Here is a 20,015-nt window from a genome sequence, read left to right as displayed (position 1 = left end):
TGAGGCTTAAACAGCGATTTTTTATGTTATTGTTTGATGGCGGCTAAGACCTGCTCATCCATCGGTTTTACTTTAGATGGGTAAAAGGCCACCACATTCCCATCCTCGTCAATCAGGTACTTGCTGAAGTTCCAAGCTGGCTCCTCCTTGTTCGGTGCATTCTGCTGCAGCCAAACAAAAAGCGGGTGTTTGTCCTCGCCTACCACCGATACTTTCTCAAACATCGGGAATGTCACACCGTAGTTCTTCTGGCAGAAAGAAGCAATTTCCTCGTTGCTGCCGGGCTCCTGCCCTCCAAAGTTGTTTGCCGGGAAGCCCAGCACCACCACTTCGTTTCCGTGTGTTTCGTGCAACTGCTGCAGTTCGGCATACTGCGGCGTGTAGCCACACTCGGAAGCCGTATTCACCAGCAGTACTTTTTTGCCTTTGTAATCGGAGAAGTTCACGTTCTTCCCATCCAGCGTCTTCATCTGGAAACCATAGAAATCGCTGGTTTGCGCATTGGGGTTTGAGGTTGTTTCTGTTGCCATTGTTTCTGTATCTGAGGTTAAGTTCTTGCTTGCGCTGTTCTGGCAAGCGGACATCATTCCTACTAATACAGGCACCAATACTAAAAGTTTTTTCAGCCAATTCATTTTTGTTGAATTTAAAGGTCAAATGTATCAGTATACATGGCACCAGCATGCTACTTCTTATTTTGATGGTGCTGTACTTCAGAGCCTCCGCTGGTGCGAGCTTGTAGCTCGTACCTCCAGATGAAAGGCACGAGCTACAAGCTCGCACCAGCGTCAGACATAAAGCAGCCTTACATCCTCTCCGGCACCTCAATACCCAGCAGGCTCATGCTGTGCCGGATAAAGCGGGCCACCATCGCAGATAGCGCAATACGGAAGTTGCGTGCCTGCTCGTCTGTCTCGTTAAAAATAGAAACTTCCTGGTAGAAGCGGTTGTATGCCTTTGCCAGTTCATAGCCATAGTTGGCTATAACAGACGGAGCATATAGATTACCGGCCTCTTTTACCACTGCCGGGTAGTTCACCAACTGCACAATCACCTCCTGCTCTGTCTCGTGCAGGCTTTCCACCTTATCAAAAGCAGCAACATCCACCGTAATTCCCATTTCAGCGGCCTTCCGAAGAATAGCGGAAATACGGGCGTGTGAGTACTGCACAAACGGTCCTGTGTTGCCACGGAAGTCGATAGACTCCTGCGGGTTGAACAGCATGCGCTTTTTCGGGTCTACTTTCAGCAGGAAATACTTCAGGGCGCCCATCGCCAGCGTGTGGTAAAGCTCCTGCGCCTGCTCTTCGGTAAAGCCTTCTATCTTGCCCAGTTCCTCGGTCTGCTGACGTGCCGTGTCAATCATCTCCTGCACCAGCTCATCCGCGTCCACTACAGTACCCTCCCTGGACTTCATTTTACCGGAAGGCAGGTCTACCATGCCGTAAGACAGGTGATAAATGCCTTCCGCGTAAGGTTTGCCCAGCTTCTTCAGCGTAGCCTGCAGCACCTGGAAGTGGTAATTCTGCTCATCAGCCACCACGTAAACGGACTGGTCATACGGGAAATCATTGTACTTCAGCTCTGCCGTGCCCAAATCCTGGGTAATGTAAACGGAGGTGCCATCAGCACGGAGCAGCAGCTTTTCATCCAGTCCTTCGTCTGTCAGGTCTACCCACACAGATCCATTTTCTTTTTTGAAGAAAACCTCTTTCTGCAGGCCTTCCTCTACACGCTCCTTACCTAATGTATAAGTCTGCGACTCGTAGTAATATTTATCGAAATCAACGCCGATGTTTCGGTAAGTTTGTTCAAAGCCGGCGTACACCCAGCTGTTCATCTGCTTCCAAAGGTCCACTACTGCTTTGTCGTCCTGCTCCCATTTCAGCAGCATTTCCTGTGCCTCCTGCATCAGCGGGGCCTTTTTCTTAGCCTCCTCTTTCTCCATGCCCTGCGCCACCAGCTCGTCTACCTGCTCTTTGTAAGCCTTGTCGAACAGCACATAGTACTTGCCCACCAGGTGATCGCCTTTGATGCCGCTGCTCTCCGGTGTTTCGCCGTTTCCGAACTTCTCATAGGCCAGCATCGATTTACAGATGTGGATACCGCGGTCGTTCACCAGGTTCACCTTCATCACCTTGTGGCCGTTTGCCTTCAGGATCTCTGCTGTGGCATAGCCCAGGAAGTTGTTGCGCAGGTGGCCCAGGTGCAGTGGCTTGTTTGTGTTTGGTGAGGAATACTCCACCATCACATTTCTACCGATTGGTTCGCCCTGCCCATAGTTTTCGTCCTGCATCAATCCCCTGAACAGGCGCAGCCACTCCTTCTCTTCTATCTCCAGGTTCAGGAAGCCTTTTACGACGTTGAAGTTTTTCACTTCCGCCGTGTTCTCCTTCAGGTACTCTCCCAGCGCCTGGCCAATCTGCTCAGGACCTTTTCCAACTTGTTTGGTATAGGGGAAGGTAACAAAGGTGAAAGTACCGGCAAATTCCTTGCGGGTAGGCTGCAGGGCGATTTGTGCGGCGTCAACAGAAATAGAAAACAAAGCTTGCAGCGCCTGACTGATGCTTTGGCTAAGGACGTTTTGAAGTTGCATTAATGTATAGCTGTACTTTTAAGTTCTCGGTGTAAAATAGCAGTGGTGGCCGTTTCCAAAATCTCGAACGCGTTCTCGGCCATGGTGTTCTCTGTGTCTAAGGTCGGGTTAATCTCCGTCATCTCGTAGCACACCACGCGCGGGTCCTGCAGCAGGCAATGATTCAGCTTCTGGGCTTCCTCCACAGTTAAGCCCACTTCTACCGGGGTACCGGTGCCTTTGGAGAATTTAGAGTCGAGGCTGTCCACGTCGAACGACACGTAAAGAATATCGCATTCGCGCAGGCGCTCCAGCGCCTCTTTTGCCACCTGCTCTGGTCCTTTTTGGGTAAACTCCTTGTACGTAAAGTTCTTGATGCCGTACTTCTCCATCAGGTAATCTTCCGGCTCTTCCGTATCGCGCACCACAATGTATACCAGGTGCTCGGGCTTTAGTTTCGGCCCGTCGTAACCCAGCTTCTTCAGTGAGTTCCAAAAGAATACTGTCTCAGGCGCCGGGTCATTTATCTGACGATCCAGGTTATCGATGTTCAGAGCCATGGCCAGCGGCATGCCGTGTACGTTGCCCGACGGGGAAGTATAAGGCGAATGGATGTCCGCGTGTGCATCAATCCAGATAACGCCCAGTGTTTTGTCAGGGTAAGCGGCCTTTACGCCGGCTATGGTGCCGTGTGCGTTAGAGTGGTCACCGGCAAGCACCAGCGGGAACATGCCCATGCCGATTGTTTGCTCTACGGCATTCACAATGTTCTTCTGCACCGTCAGGATGCTGTCGATACGGTGCGCATTAGGGAAAACATCCTTGTCGAATAGGGTATAGTTGAGATCAGGTACGCTGACAGAGTTGAAACGCTTGAAATAGTCGGATCCTTTATCCAAACACGCTACTTTCAGGGCTTCAATGCCCATACTTGCCCCTCTGGTGCCGGCTCCTAACTCAGATCTTACTTCTATCAGTTTAATTTTCTTCATATTTTTTCGTTAGCTCTTCATTGGCACCTAATTTGCAAAAAAAACGATCGTTGCTAAATGCAAAACGCTTATGAATTTATTTTACGAGCTTTTGTGTTTGAATCACAGTATAGCAGACTGCGATTTATTTTATCTGAACAAAGTTTTTGCAAAGATGGTAAATAACAGTCAATATTGCATTTTTTCTTATATCACGACCACCATAAATGGATAAATACACAGACCTTATACATCAGACATTTGATTTTCCTACAGATGAGTTCAAGGTAGTAAATGATGAGTTACAGTTCAATGGCATTCCATTGATGGACATCATCAAAGAGTATGGCACTCCTCTAAAATTAACATACCTCCCTAAGATCGGCTCCCAAATTCAGAAGGCAAAACGTTTGTTTGCAGAGAACATAGAGAAGCTGGACTATAAGGGTGAATATACATATTGCTACTGCACCAAAGCCTCCCACTTTTCTTTTGTAATGGAAGAGGCTTTGAAAAATGGGGTTCATATCGAGACTTCTTCCGGCTACGACATGCAGATTGTGCGTGCGCTCTATAAGAAAGGCAAGATAGACAAGAACACATATATAATATGTAACGGCTTTAAACGCGAGCGCTACCGCCAGTGGATTTCTGAGCTGATTAACGAGGGCTTCGTAAACTGTATGCCGATACTCGACCACCTGGGCGAGATAGAGTATTACAAGGAGAACGTGCACCAGAAAACAAAGGTAGGTATCCGACTGGCCTCTGACGAAGAGCCTAAGTTCGAGTTTTATACCTCCCGCCTTGGTGTGCGCTACGACGATGTCATTGACTTGTATGAGAAGCAGATTAAAGACAACCCGAAGTTCGAGCTGAAGATGCTCCATTACTTTATCAACACAGGTATAAAGGACACTTCATACTACTGGTCAGAGCTTAGCCGTTATCTGCGTAAGTACTGCGAACTGAAGAAAATATGCCCGGAGCTGGACACGGTGGACATTGGCGGAGGATTTCCGATTAAAACCTCTATCCAGGCCGACTACGATTATGGGTACATGATCCAGGAGATTCTGCGCACCATCAAGCGTATCTGTGCCGAAGAAGGTGTGCCGGAGCCGAATATCTTTACAGAGTTCGGAATCTTTACGGTAGGCGAAAGCGCGGCTAACATTTACTCTATCCTGGATGCTAAGCTTCAGAACGACAAGGAACTATGGTACATGATTGATGGTTCTTTTATAACGAACCTGCCGGATGCCTGGGCACTGAACCAGCGCTGGCCGTTGCTGGCTGTTAACCACTGGGACAAAGAGTACCGCAGAATACAGTTAGGCGGGATGACCTGCGACAGCCAGGACTACTATAACTCGGAGATGCACTCGTTCCAGGTGTTCTTGCCGAAAATACCGAAGGATGAACCGCTTTACATTGGTTTCTTCCATACAGGGGCTTACCAGGAGCAGCTAAGTGGTTACGGCGGCATCAAACACTGCCTCATTCCATCGCCACAGCACATTCTGGTGGACCGCGATGAGAACGGAGAGATAAAAACCTGGCAGTTTGCCCCGGAACAATCACCCGAGTCCATGCTTAAAATATTGGGCTACGAAGTGGAATAATAATAGTAAAAACTGAATATTATAATAAAATAGTTTGGCTTTTAAACTAATTGAATTATTTTTGATCTGAAATCCTCTGAAAAGAATACTGTCATGAAGAAAGTTATTTTATTGGGCTCCCTGTGCTTAGCTTTGGGTATGGCCTCTTGCAAAACGTATTGCCCGGCTTACAACTATGCGCAGGTTGAAACACCAGCACAGGAAGAAGGAACAGCTACCAACTCTGTTGCAGAAGCAACTGATGTAGCTAAAAGCTAAACTGAACCTCATTTCACTCTATATAAAAAGCCGGCCTTACGCCGGCTTTTTTGTTTTTTGCAGTATGAGTCGGGTTGCCTCCCACAGATCACGCGCCTGCCAATGGTGTGCATACCCCGGGTACTGCTCCCCTACCAGCACAGAAGCCACCCCTACTTTGGCGGCAGCCTGCAGGTCGCGCAGCGAGTCACCCACCATCCACGACGCCTCCGGATCTATGTTATACTTTGCGATAGCCTTTTCAAACATTAGGCTGTCTGGCTTGCGCGAGAGTGACTCTGAATAACGAGGGTGCCCCGGGGCATAGTAAATCGCATCCACAAGCGCCTCGCAGGACTCCTGCAGCTTTTGGTGGCAAGCCAGTACATCTGACCGCTGGTACAGGCCTTTCGCAATACCAGCTTGGTTCGTAATCACAATGAGCAGGTAACCGTGCTCTTTCAGCAGTGCCAGCGCCTCCGGCACATGGGGCAACACCTCAAAATCCTCTAACCTGTACGTGTAGTCTCCCCGCTCCCGGTTAAGCACACCGTCACGATCCAGGAAGACGCATTTTCTCTTTTGCATGCGCAAACAATTAGTTCTGAAGCGCTAAATTAAAGATTAATTAGTCGTCACCTATACTATAAAGCTGTGAGAGCCTGTTAACAGCAGCGCAAACTGCCAAAATACTATGCGTTAGGACTTCAACCGTGCATACTTTCAGGAAAAGCTGACGTTCTACGTATAAATAACCTGGGACGGGGCAGGAATGCAACAGCAGCAATTTACTGTTGCTCCACAGGAACAACAGTAAATTGCTGCACTTGCAAGCTGCAGTCCAGGAACTTAATATGATTTGAATGAGAGTAGCAATAATAGGAGCAGGCATATCGGGGCTGGCATTAGCGTACTACCTCCAGAAATTGGGTATTCCGTATGACTTGTTTGAAGCTGGTGCGCAGGTAGGCGGTAATATCCGAACCGTGAAAATACACGAGTACCTGTTGGAGATGGGGCCTAACTCGCTGCAAACAACGCCAGAGTTGAATGACCTGGTGCGGGAGCTGAAACTGGAGCGGGAAGTGATATATGCCTCTCCCGAAAACGACCACCGCTATGTGCTGCGCGACGGCACCTACACCAGGCTGCCTTCTTCCCCTTTCTCGCTTCTGTCCAGCGACTATTTCTCCTGGAAATCTAAATACCGCATCCTGAAAGAGAAAGATGTACCACCTGCTGATATTGACTATGAAACGGTAGCACAATTCTTTGAGCGACGCTTTGGCGGTAAAATAGCCGCTTATACCGTCAGCCCTTTCATGCCCGGCATTTATGCGGGAGACCCTGAAAGACTGCTCGTGAAAAAGGCCCTTCCCCGGCTAAAAGAGCTTGAAATGCGGTACGGCTCTGTACTGAAGGGACTGGTACAGCAGAAAGGAAGCTTTACCCGGCAGAAGACGTTTTCTTTTGCCAAAGGCATGCGCACCTTGCCCCGGGCCATTGCCGACAAACTCATCTCGCTGCACACCGAGCACCGCGTAGAAATGATAACCCGCAGCCAGGGCAGATACATCGTATCCTGCGCCTCCTCCGGCGACTATGACACAGAAGAGTACAACCTGCTGGTGCTTGCCCTGCCCGCCTATCAGGCGGCAGACCTCCTGCAGTACACTTTTCCGGGGCTCTCAGCAGCAATGCAGAATATCAATTACCCTCCCCTGGCAGTGGTGCACACTGTCTACAACCGCAAAGACGTGACTCACTACCCCAGCGGTTTTGGCGCCTTGCACCCGAAACTGGAAGCGGCCTTTGCCACAGGCTCTGTCTGGAGCAGCTCTGTTTTTGACGGCCGCTGCCGCCCGCATGAGGTGCTGTTCACCACCTTTGTAGGCGGAAGCCAGGCACCGGAGAAGGCCCTGATGGAAAGGCCGAAGCTGATGCAACGGGTACATGAAGAGCTTTCAGCACTTCATGCCATCACTGCCGAGAGGCCCAACTTCCAGAACGCTTACCTCTGGAAGCATTCTATTCCGCAGTACGACATGCACATAGAGGATGCCCACATGATGACAAAAAGCCTGGAACAGGAAGGTTTATTCATCTCCGCCAACTGGCAATCAGGGGTGTCGGTGGCAAACTGCATTCACTATGCAAAGGAGCTTGCTTACAAAATTAATTTAAAGCGGCCTCATGCCCTGAATAGCTGATTGTCTATATTTGGGGCATGAAAGACTCGTTGGTGATCATCCCAACTTATAACGAACGGGAGAATATAGAGGCAATGATCCGAAAGGTCATGTTGTTGGCGCACCCGTTTGACCTGTTGATTATTGACGATGGGTCTCCGGACGGTACAGCTGATATTGTCCGGGAAATGCAGCTTGTGTACCCGGGCCGCCTACACCTCGAGACCCGCAAAGGAAAACTGGGCTTAGGCACTGCTTATATCCATGGCTTCAAATATGCCCTGAACCATGGCTATGAGTACATTTTTGAGATGGATGCCGACTTTTCGCATAACCCCGACGACCTGATACGCCTGTATCATGCCTGCGCCATTGATGGCTACGATGTTGCCATCGGCAGCCGCTACATACAGGGTGTAAACGTGGTAAACTGGCCCATGAGCCGTGTGCTCATGTCTTACTTTGCAAGCTCTTATGTGCGTATGGTGACAGGCATGCCAATTGCCGACACCACGGCCGGCTTTAAATGCTACCGCCGCAAAGTATTAGAAACGATACAACTGAACAATATCCGCTTTGTGGGCTATGCCTTCCAGATAGAGATGAAGTTCTTATCTTATAAGTATGGCTTCAAGATAAAAGAAGTGCCCATTATTTTTACAGACCGCACAAAGGGTGTGTCCAAGATGTCGTCTGGTATATTTAAGGAGGCCGTGTTAGGTGTGCTGCAGATGAAGATTAACAGCTATTTCCGCCACTTCGACCGGTATTAGATAAGCGTATCGCCAAAAGTATACAGCGCATGGTATGGCACCAACCGTACAGGCAGGCGCCCACCTGTACTTTTTTGCCGTGAAAGCACCTGTACAGTTATAAACAGGTGCCTGCACCAATACTCTCCCGCTTAGCTATTGAGTAGCAGCAGGTTAACAACACTTCTTCTCCACTGCTCATTTTCAGCTCAAATTATAATTCTTCCTCTTTCTTTAGAACTGTAGCCTTTTCCTGTAAATTTGCCGGTTGCAAGTACAGTAGTACTGCTGTTTTTTAGAAGTAACACCTGCTTACCTCGCTAATATGAACAATGTCCTTTTCTGGATTTTATTTAACGTTTTCGTGCTCCTGCTCCTTGGGCTGGACCTTTTTGTGTTTCACCGCAAAGAGCATGAGGTAAAGATAAAAGAGGCCCTGCTTTGGAGCCTTTTCTGGATTGCCCTGTCCCTTGGTTTTAATGCAGTTATCTACTACTGGCAGGGCCCCGGCCCTGCTCTGGAGTTCCTGACAGGTTACCTGATTGAAAAGTCCCTGAGTGTTGATAACCTCTTCGTGTTCATCATGATCTTCAGCTACTTTAAAGTACCGCTCAAGTATCAGCACAAAATTCTTTTCTGGGGAATAATTGGGGCCCTGGTGCTGCGTGGAATCTTTATTTTGGTAGGCGTGGCACTTATCGCCAAGTTCCATTTTATTATCTACATCCTGGGGGCTTTCCTGATCTTTACCGGTGTAAGAATGCTTTTCTCGCACGGCGGAGATGAACTGCACCCTGAAGACAATGCCTTGGTACGCTGGGTAAGCAAGCACATGCGTATCACGAACGTGCCTGATGGGGGTAAATTCTTCACAAAACAGAAAGGCAAGCTTTACGCCACACCACTGTTCCTGGTCCTGATAATGGTGGAAAGTACAGACGTAGTATTTGCCGCTGACTCCATCCCTGCCATTCTGGCTATTTCCAAGGACCCTTTTATTGTGTACACCTCCAACGTGTTTGCCTTGCTTGGGCTGCGGGCACTCTACTTTGCTCTGGCGGGTATTATGCAGCTGTTCCATTACCTGCACTATGGTCTGTCAGCCATTTTAGTATTTATAGGCGCTAAGTTGCTGTTAAGTGATATAGTTGAGATTGATATGCGCTATGCTTTGCTGGTGGTAGGGGCTATACTGACTGTTTCCGTTGTTGCATCGCTCCTTTACCCGAAACCGAAAGAGGAACTACCGGAGCCCCCAATTAAGGAATAGCAATAGTAGTTTAGCAATCAACCCTTGTTATTATTGAATAATATTCAACAAATTTTCAAAAAGCTTGTATATATACAAACAATTCACTTTCTTTGATTCAAAATAAGAAACACATGTTCAGACTTGTCGCGCAAATTCTCACTAATCCCTTTAAGGTTCCTCATGCGGGGCTCCCATGGTAGTGCGTTGCACAAAGTTTTCGGACTAAAAATACCTCAGAAGCCCCGCAGTTTGCAGGGCTTTTTTTATTTAAACCATTCAGCAACCAAAGACCAAGTAACCACAGCAGACAGTAAAACTCTTAACAAGCATAACCATGAAAGCAAGTAGAACAACCATCAATGTAGCACCACAAAGCAGCTTCCGCAACGCAGACGGCAAGCTGGTGCTGATTGCTGGTCCATGCAGTGCCGAGAGCGAGGTACAGATGCTTCAGACAGCCCAACAGTTACAGCACATCAAAGGTATGTCTGTTTTCAGGGCGGGTATCTGGAAATCGCGCACGCGCCCCGATAGTTTTAAAGGGGTAGGTACCGTAGGACTACAATGGCTGTCTATGGTTAAAAAAGAAACCGGTCTCCGTACAGCCTGTGAGGTAGCCAACGCCCAGCACGTGGAGCAGGCCCTGAAGCACGAGGTAGACATCCTGACCATCAGCGGCAGGGCCACTGTGAACCCTTTTGCAATGGAGGAGATAGCCGCTGTGCTTAAAGGCAGTAACACTCCTGTGCTTGTAAACAACCCCGTATACCCAAACCTGAACCTGTGGATCGGAGCGCTTGAGCGTTTGCAGTATGCTGACCTCTCAGACATAGGAGTTATAAACAGGGGGTTCTCCACCGATGAACCCTCCCCTTACCGTAACCATCCGCGCTGGGACCACATGCTGCAGCTAAAGGAGCTGTACCCTCACTTACCGGTGCTGTGCGATGCAGCCCATATAGCGGGCCGTCGCAGCCTGCTTTACCCGGTAAGCCAGAAAGCTATGGATCTGGGAGCAGACGGTTTGTTGTTTGAGTCGCACATGAACCCGGCTGCTGCGCTGAGCAGCCCGCAGCAGCAGTTGATGCCTAAGGAACTTGACTTACTGGTGAATGCTGTGGTATCCAATGTAAAACTGGGAGGCACCACCGAACTGGTAGAGCAACTCGATGAGCTGAGCCAACAGATCGGCAGCCTCGACGATGCCTTGCTGGAGCTGCTGTTGCGCCGCACAGAAGTTTCAAAGAAAATGAGCCAGCGCCAGATGGGCGACCTGCAGCCCAGCCCGCAGGCAGCTCAGAAATGGCAGAAGCAAATGAACGATTGGCTGCAGCAAGCTGACACAAGTGCATTGAACAAAGGCCTTGTTATGTCAGTGCTGAATGCACTGCAACAGCAAAGCAGTGCGAGCAGCGGCTTAGGATCATCTGCCGTGGCTTAAACAGAAATAAAAGCGCCTCCTTTCTGTTTATGAAGAGAGGCGCTTCTACTAATATAAACACGCATCATTTACATCTGTTTTAAGCAGTTTCCCCAGATTTTTTAATTTTTTCATAAAAATATTTGCTCCACTTTTGATTTTACAAAAATACTTCACTAAGTTTAGCACATCAATTAGAACAAGAGATGATTCAGCACATTACATTTTACTTTAGCTATTACTTTTTTGGTACTCCGCGGGGGCTCCAGAGATATGCTATTGTGTAAGTGCAGTAAAGTATAAAACTCAGAGAGCCCCGCCTAAAGCGGGGCTTTTTCTTTTTATGACACAGAAATTAAAAGTAGCAATTCAGGGAGGCCCGGCCTCTTTCCACGAGGTGGCTGCCCAGCAGTACTTCCCACAGTATGAGGTGGAGAGTGTGCCGTGCCAGTCTTTCCGGCAGCTGTGCGAGGTATTGAACGAGGGCAAAGCTGACCAGGCCGTCATGGCCGTGGAAAATACATTGGCAGGCAGCATTCTACCTAACTACAACTTGCTGCACCAGTTCAACCTGTTTGTTACCGGTGAGCTGTGGTTGCCGATAGAGCAAAACCTGATGGCATTGCCAGGCCAGCAGCTGCAGGACCTGACAAAAGTGGTCACGCACCCCATGGCCCTGAACCAGTGCATGGAGTTTCTGACGCAGCAGCCGCAACTGCAACTGCAGGAAAGCCATGATACGGCCGACAGCGCAAGAGAGATCAGGGAAAAAGGGCTACAAGGTGTAGCAGCCATCGCCAGCAAGCAAGCCGCTGCCCTGTACCGCCTGGAGATGCTTGCAGAGAATATAGAAGACAGAAGAGATAACTTCACCCGTTTTCTGATAGTGAGCCGGGAGCAGCCGCAGGAAAGTGTTTCTGCCAACAAAGCGACACTCCTGCTGCAAGTGTCCCACGAGGGCTCCCTTGCAGATGTTTTCAGGCAGCTGCATTTGCATGATATTCATGTAGCGCTGATACAAACACTTCCGGCTACCGCACGCAGCCATGCTCATTATATGGTGATAGAGTTGGAAGGAACCTCCAGCAACAACCTGCGGGAGACTATTACTTCACTGGAACCACTCGTGGAATACCATCAATTACTGGGGCTTTACCAGAAGACAAAGTACCCGGAACACCCGAACCCTGAAAAAAAGGTGAAGGCCTTACAGCATTAAAACCATGATTATACCGAAAGCAGACCGCCTCCAGAACGTACAGGAGTACTACTTCGCCCGGAAACTGGCCGAAGTACGGGCACTTGCCGCCAAAGGGAAGCAAATAATTAACCTGGGCATTGGCAACCCTGATCAACTGCCTTCCGCGGCTACTGTGGCTGCGCTCACCAACAGTGCAGCAGCTCCCCAGAGCCACGGGTACCAGTCCTATACCGGCATCGTTTCGCTGCGGGAGGCAATAGCCACCTGGTACGGCAAGGCTTACAAAGTGGCCATCACAGAGGCCGAAGTGCTGCCGCTGATGGGCTCGAAAGAAGGCATTGCCCATATCTCCATGGCCTTCCTAAACCCCGGCGACAAAGTGCTGGTGCCGAATCCCGGCTACCCGGCTTATGCCGCTGCGGCCCGTCTGGCTGGTGCAGAGCCTGTTTCTTATACCCTGGATGAGGCAAACGGCTGGCTGCCACAAGAGCAGGAACTGCTGCAACTTGTAAAAGAAGGCGGTGTAAAGCTGATGTGGATCAACTATCCGCACATGCCCACGGGAACAGAAGCCACAGCTGATATGTTTGAATGGCTTATAGCCTTTGCCCGACAGCACCAGATACTACTGATAAACGACAACCCGTACAGCCTCGTGCTGCCAAACCAGTCGCCACTCAGCTTGTTGAGTCTGGAGGGTGCCAAGGAGTGCTGCCTTGAGTTGAACTCTCTAAGTAAGTCGCACAACATGGCGGGCTGGCGTGTGGGCATGGTGCTGGGATACCCGGAGTACCTCTCTACCATTCTGGCAGTGAAGAGCAACATGGACTCGGGTATGTTTTTACCTGTGCAGCAAGCAGCCATAGAGGCGCTGCAGAATGACCAGGAATGGCACGCAGCGCGCAACGAGGAATACGCCCGCCGCAAGGTGCTTGTGCACCAGCTACTGGACATGCTGGAATGCCGGTACCAGCAGCGTACTGTGGGCATGTTTGTGTGGGCACGTGTTCCAGACCATATAGCCGATGTGGAAGCTTACCTGGACGATATCCTGTATAAAGCAGGTGTTTTTATCACGCCAGGTAAAATTTTCGGCACCCAAGGGGAACGATATCTGCGCGTATCGCTTTGTGTATCAGCAGCCCAGTTAGAAGAAGCAACTAAAAGAATTAAACAACATACTTTACAAACCGTTAGCCATGAGCTCAAATAATTCAAACCTGAACATTACTACCGACTCTAAAATACTGAAGAGTAGTACCATCCCTACACTTATCAGCGGCCCTTGCAGCGCCGAAAGTGAAGAGCAGATGCTTCAGACAGCCCGCGGGTTGATAAACGACCACCGCGTACACATTTTCAGAGCAGGTATCTGGAAGCCACGCACTCGTCCGGGTCTGTTCGAAGGTATGGGTAAAGTTGGATTAGAGTGGCTGCGCACTGTAAAGCAGGAAACTGGTTTACCAACTGCTGTAGAAGTGGCTAACACGCAGCACGTGGAAGAAGCACTGGAGTATGGTGTGGATATCCTTTGGGTAGGCGCCCGCACCACAGTAAACCCGTTCTCGGTGCAGGAAGTAGCTGATGCCTTACAAGGTGTTGACATTCCGGTGCTGGTGAAAAACCCCGTTAACCCGGACATCCAACTGTGGTTAGGTGCCCTGGAGCGTTTGAATCGTGCTGGCATCACAGACTTAGGTTTGATACACAGAGGTTTCTCTACGCCAAACAACAAGCCTTACCGCAACCACCCGAAGTGGGAAACCATTCAGCAAATCAGAAGCCTGGCACCGGGAATCCCGCTGTTCTGCGACCCAAGCCATATCGCAGGTCGTCGTGACCTGTTAGAAACGGTGAGCCAGCAGGCCCTGCACCTAGGAGTAGATGGTTTGATGATTGAGTCTCATATCAACCCGGATGTGGCCCTGAGCGATGCATCGCAGCAGGTAACGCCAGAGGGACTCACTAAATTATTGAATGCTTTAGACCTGGATCACGAGCATGTGGCAAGCCCGGAGCAACTCCAGGACCTGCGTAGCCTGATTGACCGTCTGGACCATGACCTTATCAATCTGTTATTCCTTCGCTCTGACGTATCCAAGCGTATTGGTGAGTACAAGCGCGCGAACAAACTGGACATTTTTCAGGCAGGCCGCTGGAAAGAGCTTGTAGAAGACAGAGTAAGGCTGGCCAATGAAATCGGTGTGGAAGAAAGTTTTATCAAAGCCATTTTAGATGCGATTCACCAGCACTCTATCGGTGTTCAGAACGAGGTAATGAACGCTGCTGCTTCGCCTAAAAAAGAAGCTGTTAAATAAAAAAAGCGGTAACCGGCGTAGATAATAACACATTTTGTTGTGGCACGAAGGGCACGTTTTCTACCTTTGCGCTGTTGCATAGCAGCATTAACAAAGAAATGTTCATCGCATGAAAACTCCTATTTCCCGCCTCCGGACTGTGGGCATCTACGAAGGTATCTCTTACCTGCTTCTTCTGGGCATTGGTATGCCGCTAAAGTATATGTTGGGCATACCTGAAGTCGTGAAGTATGTGGGCTGGGCGCACGGTGTGCTGTTTATACTTTACATGGTAGCCTTGCTACAGGTAACGCTGGTGCACCGCTGGTCTATCATGAAAGTAGCGGCTGGCGTAATTGCCTCCCTGCTGCCTTTTGGCCCGTTCATACTGGACAAAAAACTGTTGCATACTGAGGAAGAAAAGGCGCTGCAGCAAAAGCAGGTTGCCTGAAGGGTATCGCTATAAATTAAGAAAAGCCTGTCAGCTATAGTTGCTGGCAGGCTTTTTTTATTGGGTCTTATCTAAAAGCAGGCAGAAGCCTTTCTCTTACTCGCCCTGCACCTCCAGGCCTGCCTTGCGTGCTGTGGCCTGAGCAATCATACTGGCTGCCAGCAATTGCAACGCATGATAAATCATAATAGGGAGCAGGATAATACCTACCATATTGGCATCAGGGAAAAGCACCTTCGACATAACAGTGCCATGCACGAGTGATTTTTTAGAGCCGCAGAAAACTGCTGCAACTCTGTCTTCGTGGTTAAAGCCCAGTAGACGGCTGATGCCGTTGATGATACCGTACACTAGGAAGAACAGGCCTACCATGGCTGCACCAAGCACAAGTAAATCGATGAAGCTATAGGCACTAAACATTCTGCGAGCAAAGGACTCACAGAAAGAAGTGTATACAATAAGTAGGATAATGACCTGGTCGAAAATACGGAGCTGCTTTTTGTTCCGCTCCGCAAAACTGCCCCAGTAGCGGTGCAGCACAATGCCCAGCACCACTGGGAACAACACCTGCAGTATTAATTTGCCCATCACACTCCAGATGTCAAATCCTTCGGTGCTTGCCGTCAGGAAAAGGCCCATCCAGAGAGGTGTAATAAAGATGCCCAGCAGGCTTGAAATACTGGCATTGAAAATGGCGGCTGGTATATTCCCACCTGCTATTGAGACCATCACCACGGAAGAAGAAACAGTGGACGGCAGGGCCGCGAGGTAGAATGTGCCTAGCCAGAGCATTTCTCTGTCGGTTCCCTCAAAGAAACTGTGCAGCGGCAATATCAGCAGCGGAAACAGCACAAAGGTACTCAGTTGCACCACTACATGCAGGCGCCAACTGCTGAGTCCGGCCTTCAGCTTCTCCGGGCTCAGGCGTAAGCCATAAAAAAAGAAGATAACCGATACGCCGTAACCCGCCACATCGCCTAAAGACAGCGGCTCCCGGTCTATGCCTCCCCGTGGAAACAGGTAAGCCAGCACAATCATGCCAATCAGGGCCAGCAGAAACCAGTCTAGTCCTGCGCGGGCAGCCAACGCGCCAACTCTTGGTACCAGGCCTACGGCATCTTCTGCTTTCGTTTGCTCTTTCTTCATAAAGCAAGTATAAGCTTAAATCCTGTGCTACGCTAAAAGAATAACGGCCCCGCAAAGTAAATGCGGGGCCGTCTTAGGTTTAAGGTGCTGCTCAACCGGGTTAGAAATCGAGCAGGTCTATTGTTTCCAGTTCATATTGCGACTCGTCTTCCTCTACAACAGAGGAAGTATCCTGTGCCGTTACAATTAAATCACGGGCGCGGCCATATAGGCGCACATTCGGATAAAGGTTCTCGTACTCTTCCTGCGAAATAAGGCCACGGCGGCGCATGTGTCCGCCAATCAACCTGTAGTAGCCGTGCTTGTGGCTGCGCAGGTTACCATAACTGTCGAAGGAGGCTCGGAAACGCTTCGGACTCGGAATGATACTTGTCAGGAAAATGGCCTCTGCCACATTTAGCTCAGACGGCTGCTTCCCGAAGTAGAACCTTGAAGCATCTTTGGCACCGTATACATCCGGCCCCCACTCAATAATGTTGAGGTACACTTCAAACATACGGTGTTTTGAGACAAGGTCCTCGTTTTCGATGAGCCACACGATAATGGCTTCCTCCACTTTTCTGGCTACTGTCTTTTTACGGGACAGGAACACGTTCTTTACCAGCTGCATAGAAATAGTGCTACCTCCACGGGCAAACTCTCCTTCCTTGAGGTTTTTGGCAATGGCCTGCCTGAATGCTTCTTCATGGAAACCATTATGGCTGTAAAAACCTGCATCCTCAGCCGTAAGAATGGCATTGCGCAAATGCGGCGATATCTGGTTAATTGGGCTGTAAAAAGGATTAGAAGGCCCCACTGTGAAGGTACGTACCGGTTTACCGTACTCATACACGGTGTGGGTGAACGTACCGTTAATCTTCTCGATGTTGGTATTACCCCATTCCAGTATCTTAAAATCCTCGGAGGCGTCCAGGTCAGAGTCGAAGGCAACATGCTGCAGGCTATCCATGTTCACGTGGAACTGCATTTTATACTGTAACTGCCCCTGTGCTTTTATCCCCTCCAGGTTCTCAAAGAGGCCTGTCGGCAACGACTCAAAGAAATCGTTAGCTGGCACCTGCTCTGTCCTCACCTTCAGGTCTATAATTTTGGAATCTTTGTTCTGATATGAAGCATAAATATTGGCTCTTGCCTTGTTTACACGCACCTCTGTCAGGCTATCGATGACGTACAGGTTCGGCCCTAGCGTAATAACGTAGTCAACAGCGCTTTCCTCTACATGTATATCCTCTTCGCCTGCAAGCTTCTCATGATTCAGAATCAGGTCGTTCACCATGGCGCTTCCCCGTACCGTTAGCTTTTCGTTCCTAAACTGCTTGCTGTCGAGGCTGAAGTGTGCAGTGTCGAAAGCCACCTCTGCATCATACTTCGCCTTCACATAAGGGAGGTGAATACCTCTGTCATCAAAAGCATACAGGCTTCCTGCAATGCGGTAGTCGCGTGGGTCGATGGTGCCGCGCACACGCATGTTGTTGATGAGAGAATCTGTACGGACAGACACCTGGGAGTCTATTTCCCCGTCATCCATGCGTAGGTAAGGCATCTTAACATCAATGACACGGTTTGTTGAAACGTAGGACGCGTTCAGGTTCCTGAAATCCACCTGGTCCGGCACATTCTCAAAAGCCGTTTCAATGACCCGGTTCAGCAGTTCACCATAATTGCGGCCCTCACCGGTGGTATCTACAGGCTCTTTCGGCTCTTCTTTCTTAAACAAAAAGCCAAAATTGGTTTTGTCGCCATTCTTTACAGCAGTCAGGTAGCTGTTATTCACCTCCAGGCGTTTGAACACGACACGTCCAGCAAAAATGGATCGGAAGGAAACGGTGGCATGAACGCTGTCAGTGGTAAAAAGCGTGTCGAGGCCGTGCGGTACAAAGGAGATATCTGTCAGTACCACTGAAGTCCAGTCCGAGAACTCGGCACTGCCTATGGTGAAATCAGCGGGGTATTTATTTTCAACCTTCGTAACAACCCGGTCGATGGTGTAATCCAGCACTCTGCTTCTGAAAACAAAAAGAAGCACAATAAGTAGCAGGAAGAAGGCAATAATACCTCCAAACACGGCTAAAAGTCTGTTTCTTAAACGATGGTCCAAAATACTTTAATACAAATTAAAAGTTAGTTTTATAGCTACACAGGCGGTACACAGCGCATACCGCAGCTAAATGAATACAGCAATGTCTTTTTCTGCAATAACACCCCACCTATTACGGAAGTATGTTGCTTAAGATATAGGTTATATGCCCTTTATACAAGCATAGTGCCAAACAGCACGTAAAGCTATGCAAGTTTAGCCAGGGTAACAGAATAATTAACAATCTATTAGCCTATCTAATTCCTTAAAAATAGAGGTAAGCATTAAATCAACAGGCAGGCCTTTGGCTTCATGTGGCAAACCTGTGTATCTTTGGACAAAGAATTACCTTCAGTATGAACCTGACATCACTTACCTCTATTTCGCCGGTAGACGGACGATACCGCCGCCATACGTCTGAACTTGCTGGTTACTTTTCTGAATTCGGCCTTATCCGCTACCGTGTGCTGGTAGAGGTAGAGTATTTTATCTCCCTGTGCGAGCTGCCCCTGCCGCAACTGCAGCAAGTGGACAGCACCCTTTTCCCGGAACTGCGCGCCATTTATGAAGGTTTCTCGGAAGAGGATGCCCTTACCATTAAAGAGACGGAGAAAGTAACAAACCACGACGTGAAGGCAGTAGAGTACTTCATCAAAGACAAGTTTGATGCTCTCGGCCTCAGCGACTACAAAGAGTTTATTCACTTCGGACTAACCTCACAGGATGTAAATAACACGGCTATTCCGCTCTCGCTGCGTGAGGCAGACGAACAGGTGCTGCAACCTGCTTACCAGAATGTGCAGCAGACACTGGCTTCGTTGGCCCAGCAGTGGAAAGATATCCCGATGCTGGCGCATACACACGGCCAGCCGGCCTCCCCTACCCGCCTGGGCAAGGAGTTTATGGTATTTGCAGAACGCCTGGAGGTGCAGCTAAGCCAACTGTGCCAGGTGCCTTTCTCCGCCAAATTCGGCGGTGCCACAGGTAACTTTAATGCGCATTACGTAGCCTACCCGGATTTTAACTGGCCGGAGTTCGGCAATAAATTTGTGCAGGAGGCACTTGGCCTTCGCCGTAGCCAATACACCACCCAGATTGAGCACTACGACAACCTGGCCGCTTATTTTGATGGACTGAAACGCCTTAATACTATTCTAACAGACTTTTCCCGCGATATATGGCAGTACATCTCGATGGGTTACTTCAAGCAGAAGATCAAAGCAGGTGAAGTAGGCTCGTCGGCCATGCCACACAAGGTAAACCCGATCGACTTTGAAAATGCAGAAGGAAACCTGGGTATAGCCAATGCCGTGCTGGAGCACTTGTCTGCTAAACTGCCTATTTCCCGCCTGCAGCGCGACCTGACGGACTCCACCGTATTACGCAACGTGGGGGTACCGCTGGCACATGTCCTCGTTGCCCTTAAATCGCTGGAGCGTGGTATAGGTAAGTTGGAGTTGAACGAGGCCGCTTTAAACAGGCACCTGGAGGAAAACTGGGCTGTGGTGGCAGAAGGCATTCAAACTGTGCTTCGCCGCGAAGGGTATCCGCAGCCATACGAAGCCCTGAAAGAACTGACCCGCAAAAACGAAAAAATAACAGAACAGCGTATTCATGATTTTATTGACACGCTGCAGGTAAGTGATGCGATAAAAGCCGAGTTAAAGCAGATTTCTCCATTCAACTATACTGGTGTAGCGCTTTTGTAGGCTCCATTTTAAATTATATAGGAAAGCCCCTGTGGAATACTCCACAGGGGCTTTTTCTGTTTTGCTGTTTCTGTTTTTGTAGCTTTAAGACGGAAGTTTTCACTTCTCATCTT

General features: G+C 49.2%; 17 protein-coding genes. 11 read left to right on the top strand and 6 right to left on the bottom strand.

Annotated features, from left to right (window positions below):
• Nucleotides 1–26: 26 nt before the first annotated feature.
• The 3 genes from ACYVB1_RS00950 to rocF form a co-directional block, all read right to left on the bottom strand.
• Nucleotides 27–530, bottom strand: coding sequence for a glutathione peroxidase (locus ACYVB1_RS00950; protein WP_460919556.1), 504 nt, complete (start codon nt 528–530; stop codon nt 27–29).
• 275 nt (nt 531–805) lie between these two features.
• Complete coding sequence (gene argS, locus ACYVB1_RS00945; protein WP_460919554.1) at nt 806–2,596, bottom strand: arginine--tRNA ligase; 1,791 nt, start codon at nt 2,594–2,596, stop codon at nt 806–808.
• A complete protein-coding gene (rocF, locus tag ACYVB1_RS00940; protein ID WP_460919552.1) occupies nt 2,596–3,567 on the bottom strand; it encodes an arginase in 972 nt (323 codons plus the stop codon). Before rocF ends, argS begins: the two co-directional genes overlap by 1 nt.
• Before the next feature lie 206 nt (nt 3,568–3,773).
• Here rocF and ACYVB1_RS00935 point away from each other — a divergent pair, with 206 nt between their 5' ends.
• On the top strand, nt 3,774–5,171 hold the full coding sequence (locus tag ACYVB1_RS00935; protein WP_460919550.1) for a type III PLP-dependent enzyme domain-containing protein: 1,398 nt from the start codon (nt 3,774–3,776) through the stop codon (nt 5,169–5,171).
• Nucleotides 5,172–5,264: 93 nt separating this feature from the next.
• Nucleotides 5,265–5,429: a hypothetical protein gene (locus ACYVB1_RS00930; protein ID WP_460919548.1), complete on the top strand. Its 165-nt coding sequence runs from the start codon at nt 5,265–5,267 to the stop codon at nt 5,427–5,429.
• 36 nt (nt 5,430–5,465) lie between these two features.
• Here the strand turns inward: ACYVB1_RS00930 and ACYVB1_RS00925 are convergent, their stop codons facing one another.
• Nucleotides 5,466–5,996, bottom strand: a complete 531-nt coding sequence (locus tag ACYVB1_RS00925; RefSeq protein WP_460919546.1) for a D-glycero-alpha-D-manno-heptose-1,7-bisphosphate 7-phosphatase — start codon at nt 5,994–5,996, stop codon at nt 5,466–5,468.
• Nucleotides 5,997–6,271: 275 nt separating this feature from the next.
• Between ACYVB1_RS00925 and hemG the strand changes: the two genes are divergently transcribed.
• The 8 genes from hemG (at nt 6,272) to ACYVB1_RS00885 (ending at nt 14,970) form a co-directional block, all read left to right on the top strand.
• Nucleotides 6,272–7,618 carry a protoporphyrinogen oxidase gene (gene hemG, locus ACYVB1_RS00920; protein ID WP_460919544.1) on the top strand — a complete coding sequence of 449 codons (1,347 nt, stop codon included), beginning with the start codon at nt 6,272–6,274 and terminating at the stop codon, nt 7,616–7,618.
• A 17-nt stretch (nt 7,619–7,635) separates the two neighbouring features.
• Nucleotides 7,636–8,370: a polyprenol monophosphomannose synthase gene (locus ACYVB1_RS00915; protein ID WP_460919542.1), complete on the top strand. Its 735-nt coding sequence runs from the start codon at nt 7,636–7,638 to the stop codon at nt 8,368–8,370.
• Between the two features lie 304 nt (nt 8,371–8,674).
• Nucleotides 8,675–9,619, top strand: coding sequence for a TerC family protein (locus ACYVB1_RS00910; protein ID WP_460919540.1), 945 nt, complete (start codon nt 8,675–8,677; stop codon nt 9,617–9,619).
• Nucleotides 9,620–9,935: 316 nt separating this feature from the next.
• Complete coding sequence (locus ACYVB1_RS00905; RefSeq protein ID WP_460919538.1) at nt 9,936–11,042, top strand: 3-deoxy-7-phosphoheptulonate synthase; 1,107 nt, start codon at nt 9,936–9,938, stop codon at nt 11,040–11,042.
• A gap of 322 nt (nt 11,043–11,364) precedes the next feature.
• A complete protein-coding gene (locus ACYVB1_RS00900; RefSeq protein ID WP_460919536.1) occupies nt 11,365–12,240 on the top strand; it encodes a prephenate dehydratase in 876 nt (291 codons plus the stop codon).
• 4 nt (nt 12,241–12,244) lie between these two features.
• Nucleotides 12,245–13,435 (top strand): pyridoxal phosphate-dependent aminotransferase, encoded by a 1,191-nt coding sequence (locus tag ACYVB1_RS00895; protein ID WP_460919534.1) that lies wholly within the window; start codon nt 12,245–12,247, stop codon nt 13,433–13,435.
• Entirely contained in the window at nt 13,422–14,540 is a 1,119-nt protein-coding gene (locus ACYVB1_RS00890) for a chorismate mutase (protein ID WP_460919532.1), read from the top strand. The genes ACYVB1_RS00895 and ACYVB1_RS00890 overlap by 14 nt, the downstream gene beginning before the upstream one ends.
• A 109-nt stretch (nt 14,541–14,649) precedes the next feature.
• Nucleotides 14,650–14,970, top strand: coding sequence for a DUF3817 domain-containing protein (locus ACYVB1_RS00885; protein ID WP_460919530.1), 321 nt, complete (start codon nt 14,650–14,652; stop codon nt 14,968–14,970).
• 96 nt (nt 14,971–15,066) lie between these two features.
• Here the strand turns inward: ACYVB1_RS00885 and ACYVB1_RS00880 are convergent, their stop codons facing one another.
• On the bottom strand, nt 15,067–16,116 hold the full coding sequence (locus tag ACYVB1_RS00880) for a bile acid:sodium symporter family protein (protein ID WP_460919528.1): 1,050 nt from the start codon (nt 16,114–16,116) through the stop codon (nt 15,067–15,069).
• Nucleotides 16,117–16,216: 100 nt separating this feature from the next.
• Nucleotides 16,217–18,181, bottom strand: coding sequence for a biosynthetic peptidoglycan transglycosylase (locus tag ACYVB1_RS00875; protein ID WP_460919526.1), 1,965 nt, complete (start codon nt 18,179–18,181; stop codon nt 16,217–16,219).
• A gap of 368 nt (nt 18,182–18,549) precedes the next feature.
• Between ACYVB1_RS00875 and purB the strand changes: the two genes are divergently transcribed.
• Nucleotides 18,550–19,902 (top strand): adenylosuccinate lyase, encoded by a 1,353-nt coding sequence (purB, locus tag ACYVB1_RS00870; protein WP_460919524.1) that lies wholly within the window; start codon nt 18,550–18,552, stop codon nt 19,900–19,902.
• Nucleotides 19,903–20,015 lie beyond the last annotated feature (113 nt).

Source organism: Pontibacter brevis, assembly GCF_054779655.1.
Note: the sequence above shows the minus strand (reverse complement) of the source record. Positions and strands in the feature narration are given on the sequence as shown.

Coding starts and splice junctions, on each gene's coding strand:
- ACYVB1_RS00890 (WP_460919532.1), top strand. CDS start 13,422: ATGAGCTCAAATAATTCAAACCTGAACATTACTACCGACTCTAAAATA.
- argS (WP_460919554.1), bottom strand. CDS start 2,596: ATGCAACTTCAAAACGTCCTTAGCCAAAGCATCAGTCAGGCGCTGCAA.
- ACYVB1_RS00885 (WP_460919530.1), top strand. CDS start 14,650: ATGAAAACTCCTATTTCCCGCCTCCGGACTGTGGGCATCTACGAAGGT.
- ACYVB1_RS00880 (WP_460919528.1), bottom strand. CDS start 16,116: ATGAAGAAAGAGCAAACGAAAGCAGAAGATGCCGTAGGCCTGGTACCA.
- hemG (WP_460919544.1), top strand. CDS start 6,272: ATGAGAGTAGCAATAATAGGAGCAGGCATATCGGGGCTGGCATTAGCG.
- ACYVB1_RS00910 (WP_460919540.1), top strand. CDS start 8,675: ATGAACAATGTCCTTTTCTGGATTTTATTTAACGTTTTCGTGCTCCTG.
- ACYVB1_RS00895 (WP_460919534.1), top strand. CDS start 12,245: ATGATTATACCGAAAGCAGACCGCCTCCAGAACGTACAGGAGTACTAC.
- ACYVB1_RS00900 (WP_460919536.1), top strand. CDS start 11,365: ATGACACAGAAATTAAAAGTAGCAATTCAGGGAGGCCCGGCCTCTTTC.
- ACYVB1_RS00925 (WP_460919546.1), bottom strand. CDS start 5,996: ATGCAAAAGAGAAAATGCGTCTTCCTGGATCGTGACGGTGTGCTTAAC.
- ACYVB1_RS00930 (WP_460919548.1), top strand. CDS start 5,265: ATGAAGAAAGTTATTTTATTGGGCTCCCTGTGCTTAGCTTTGGGTATG.
- ACYVB1_RS00905 (WP_460919538.1), top strand. CDS start 9,936: ATGAAAGCAAGTAGAACAACCATCAATGTAGCACCACAAAGCAGCTTC.
- purB (WP_460919524.1), top strand. CDS start 18,550: ATGAACCTGACATCACTTACCTCTATTTCGCCGGTAGACGGACGATAC.
- ACYVB1_RS00915 (WP_460919542.1), top strand. CDS start 7,636: ATGAAAGACTCGTTGGTGATCATCCCAACTTATAACGAACGGGAGAAT.
- ACYVB1_RS00935 (WP_460919550.1), top strand. CDS start 3,774: ATGGATAAATACACAGACCTTATACATCAGACATTTGATTTTCCTACA.
- rocF (WP_460919552.1), bottom strand. CDS start 3,567: ATGAAGAAAATTAAACTGATAGAAGTAAGATCTGAGTTAGGAGCCGGC.
- ACYVB1_RS00950 (WP_460919556.1), bottom strand. CDS start 530: ATGGCAACAGAAACAACCTCAAACCCCAATGCGCAAACCAGCGATTTC.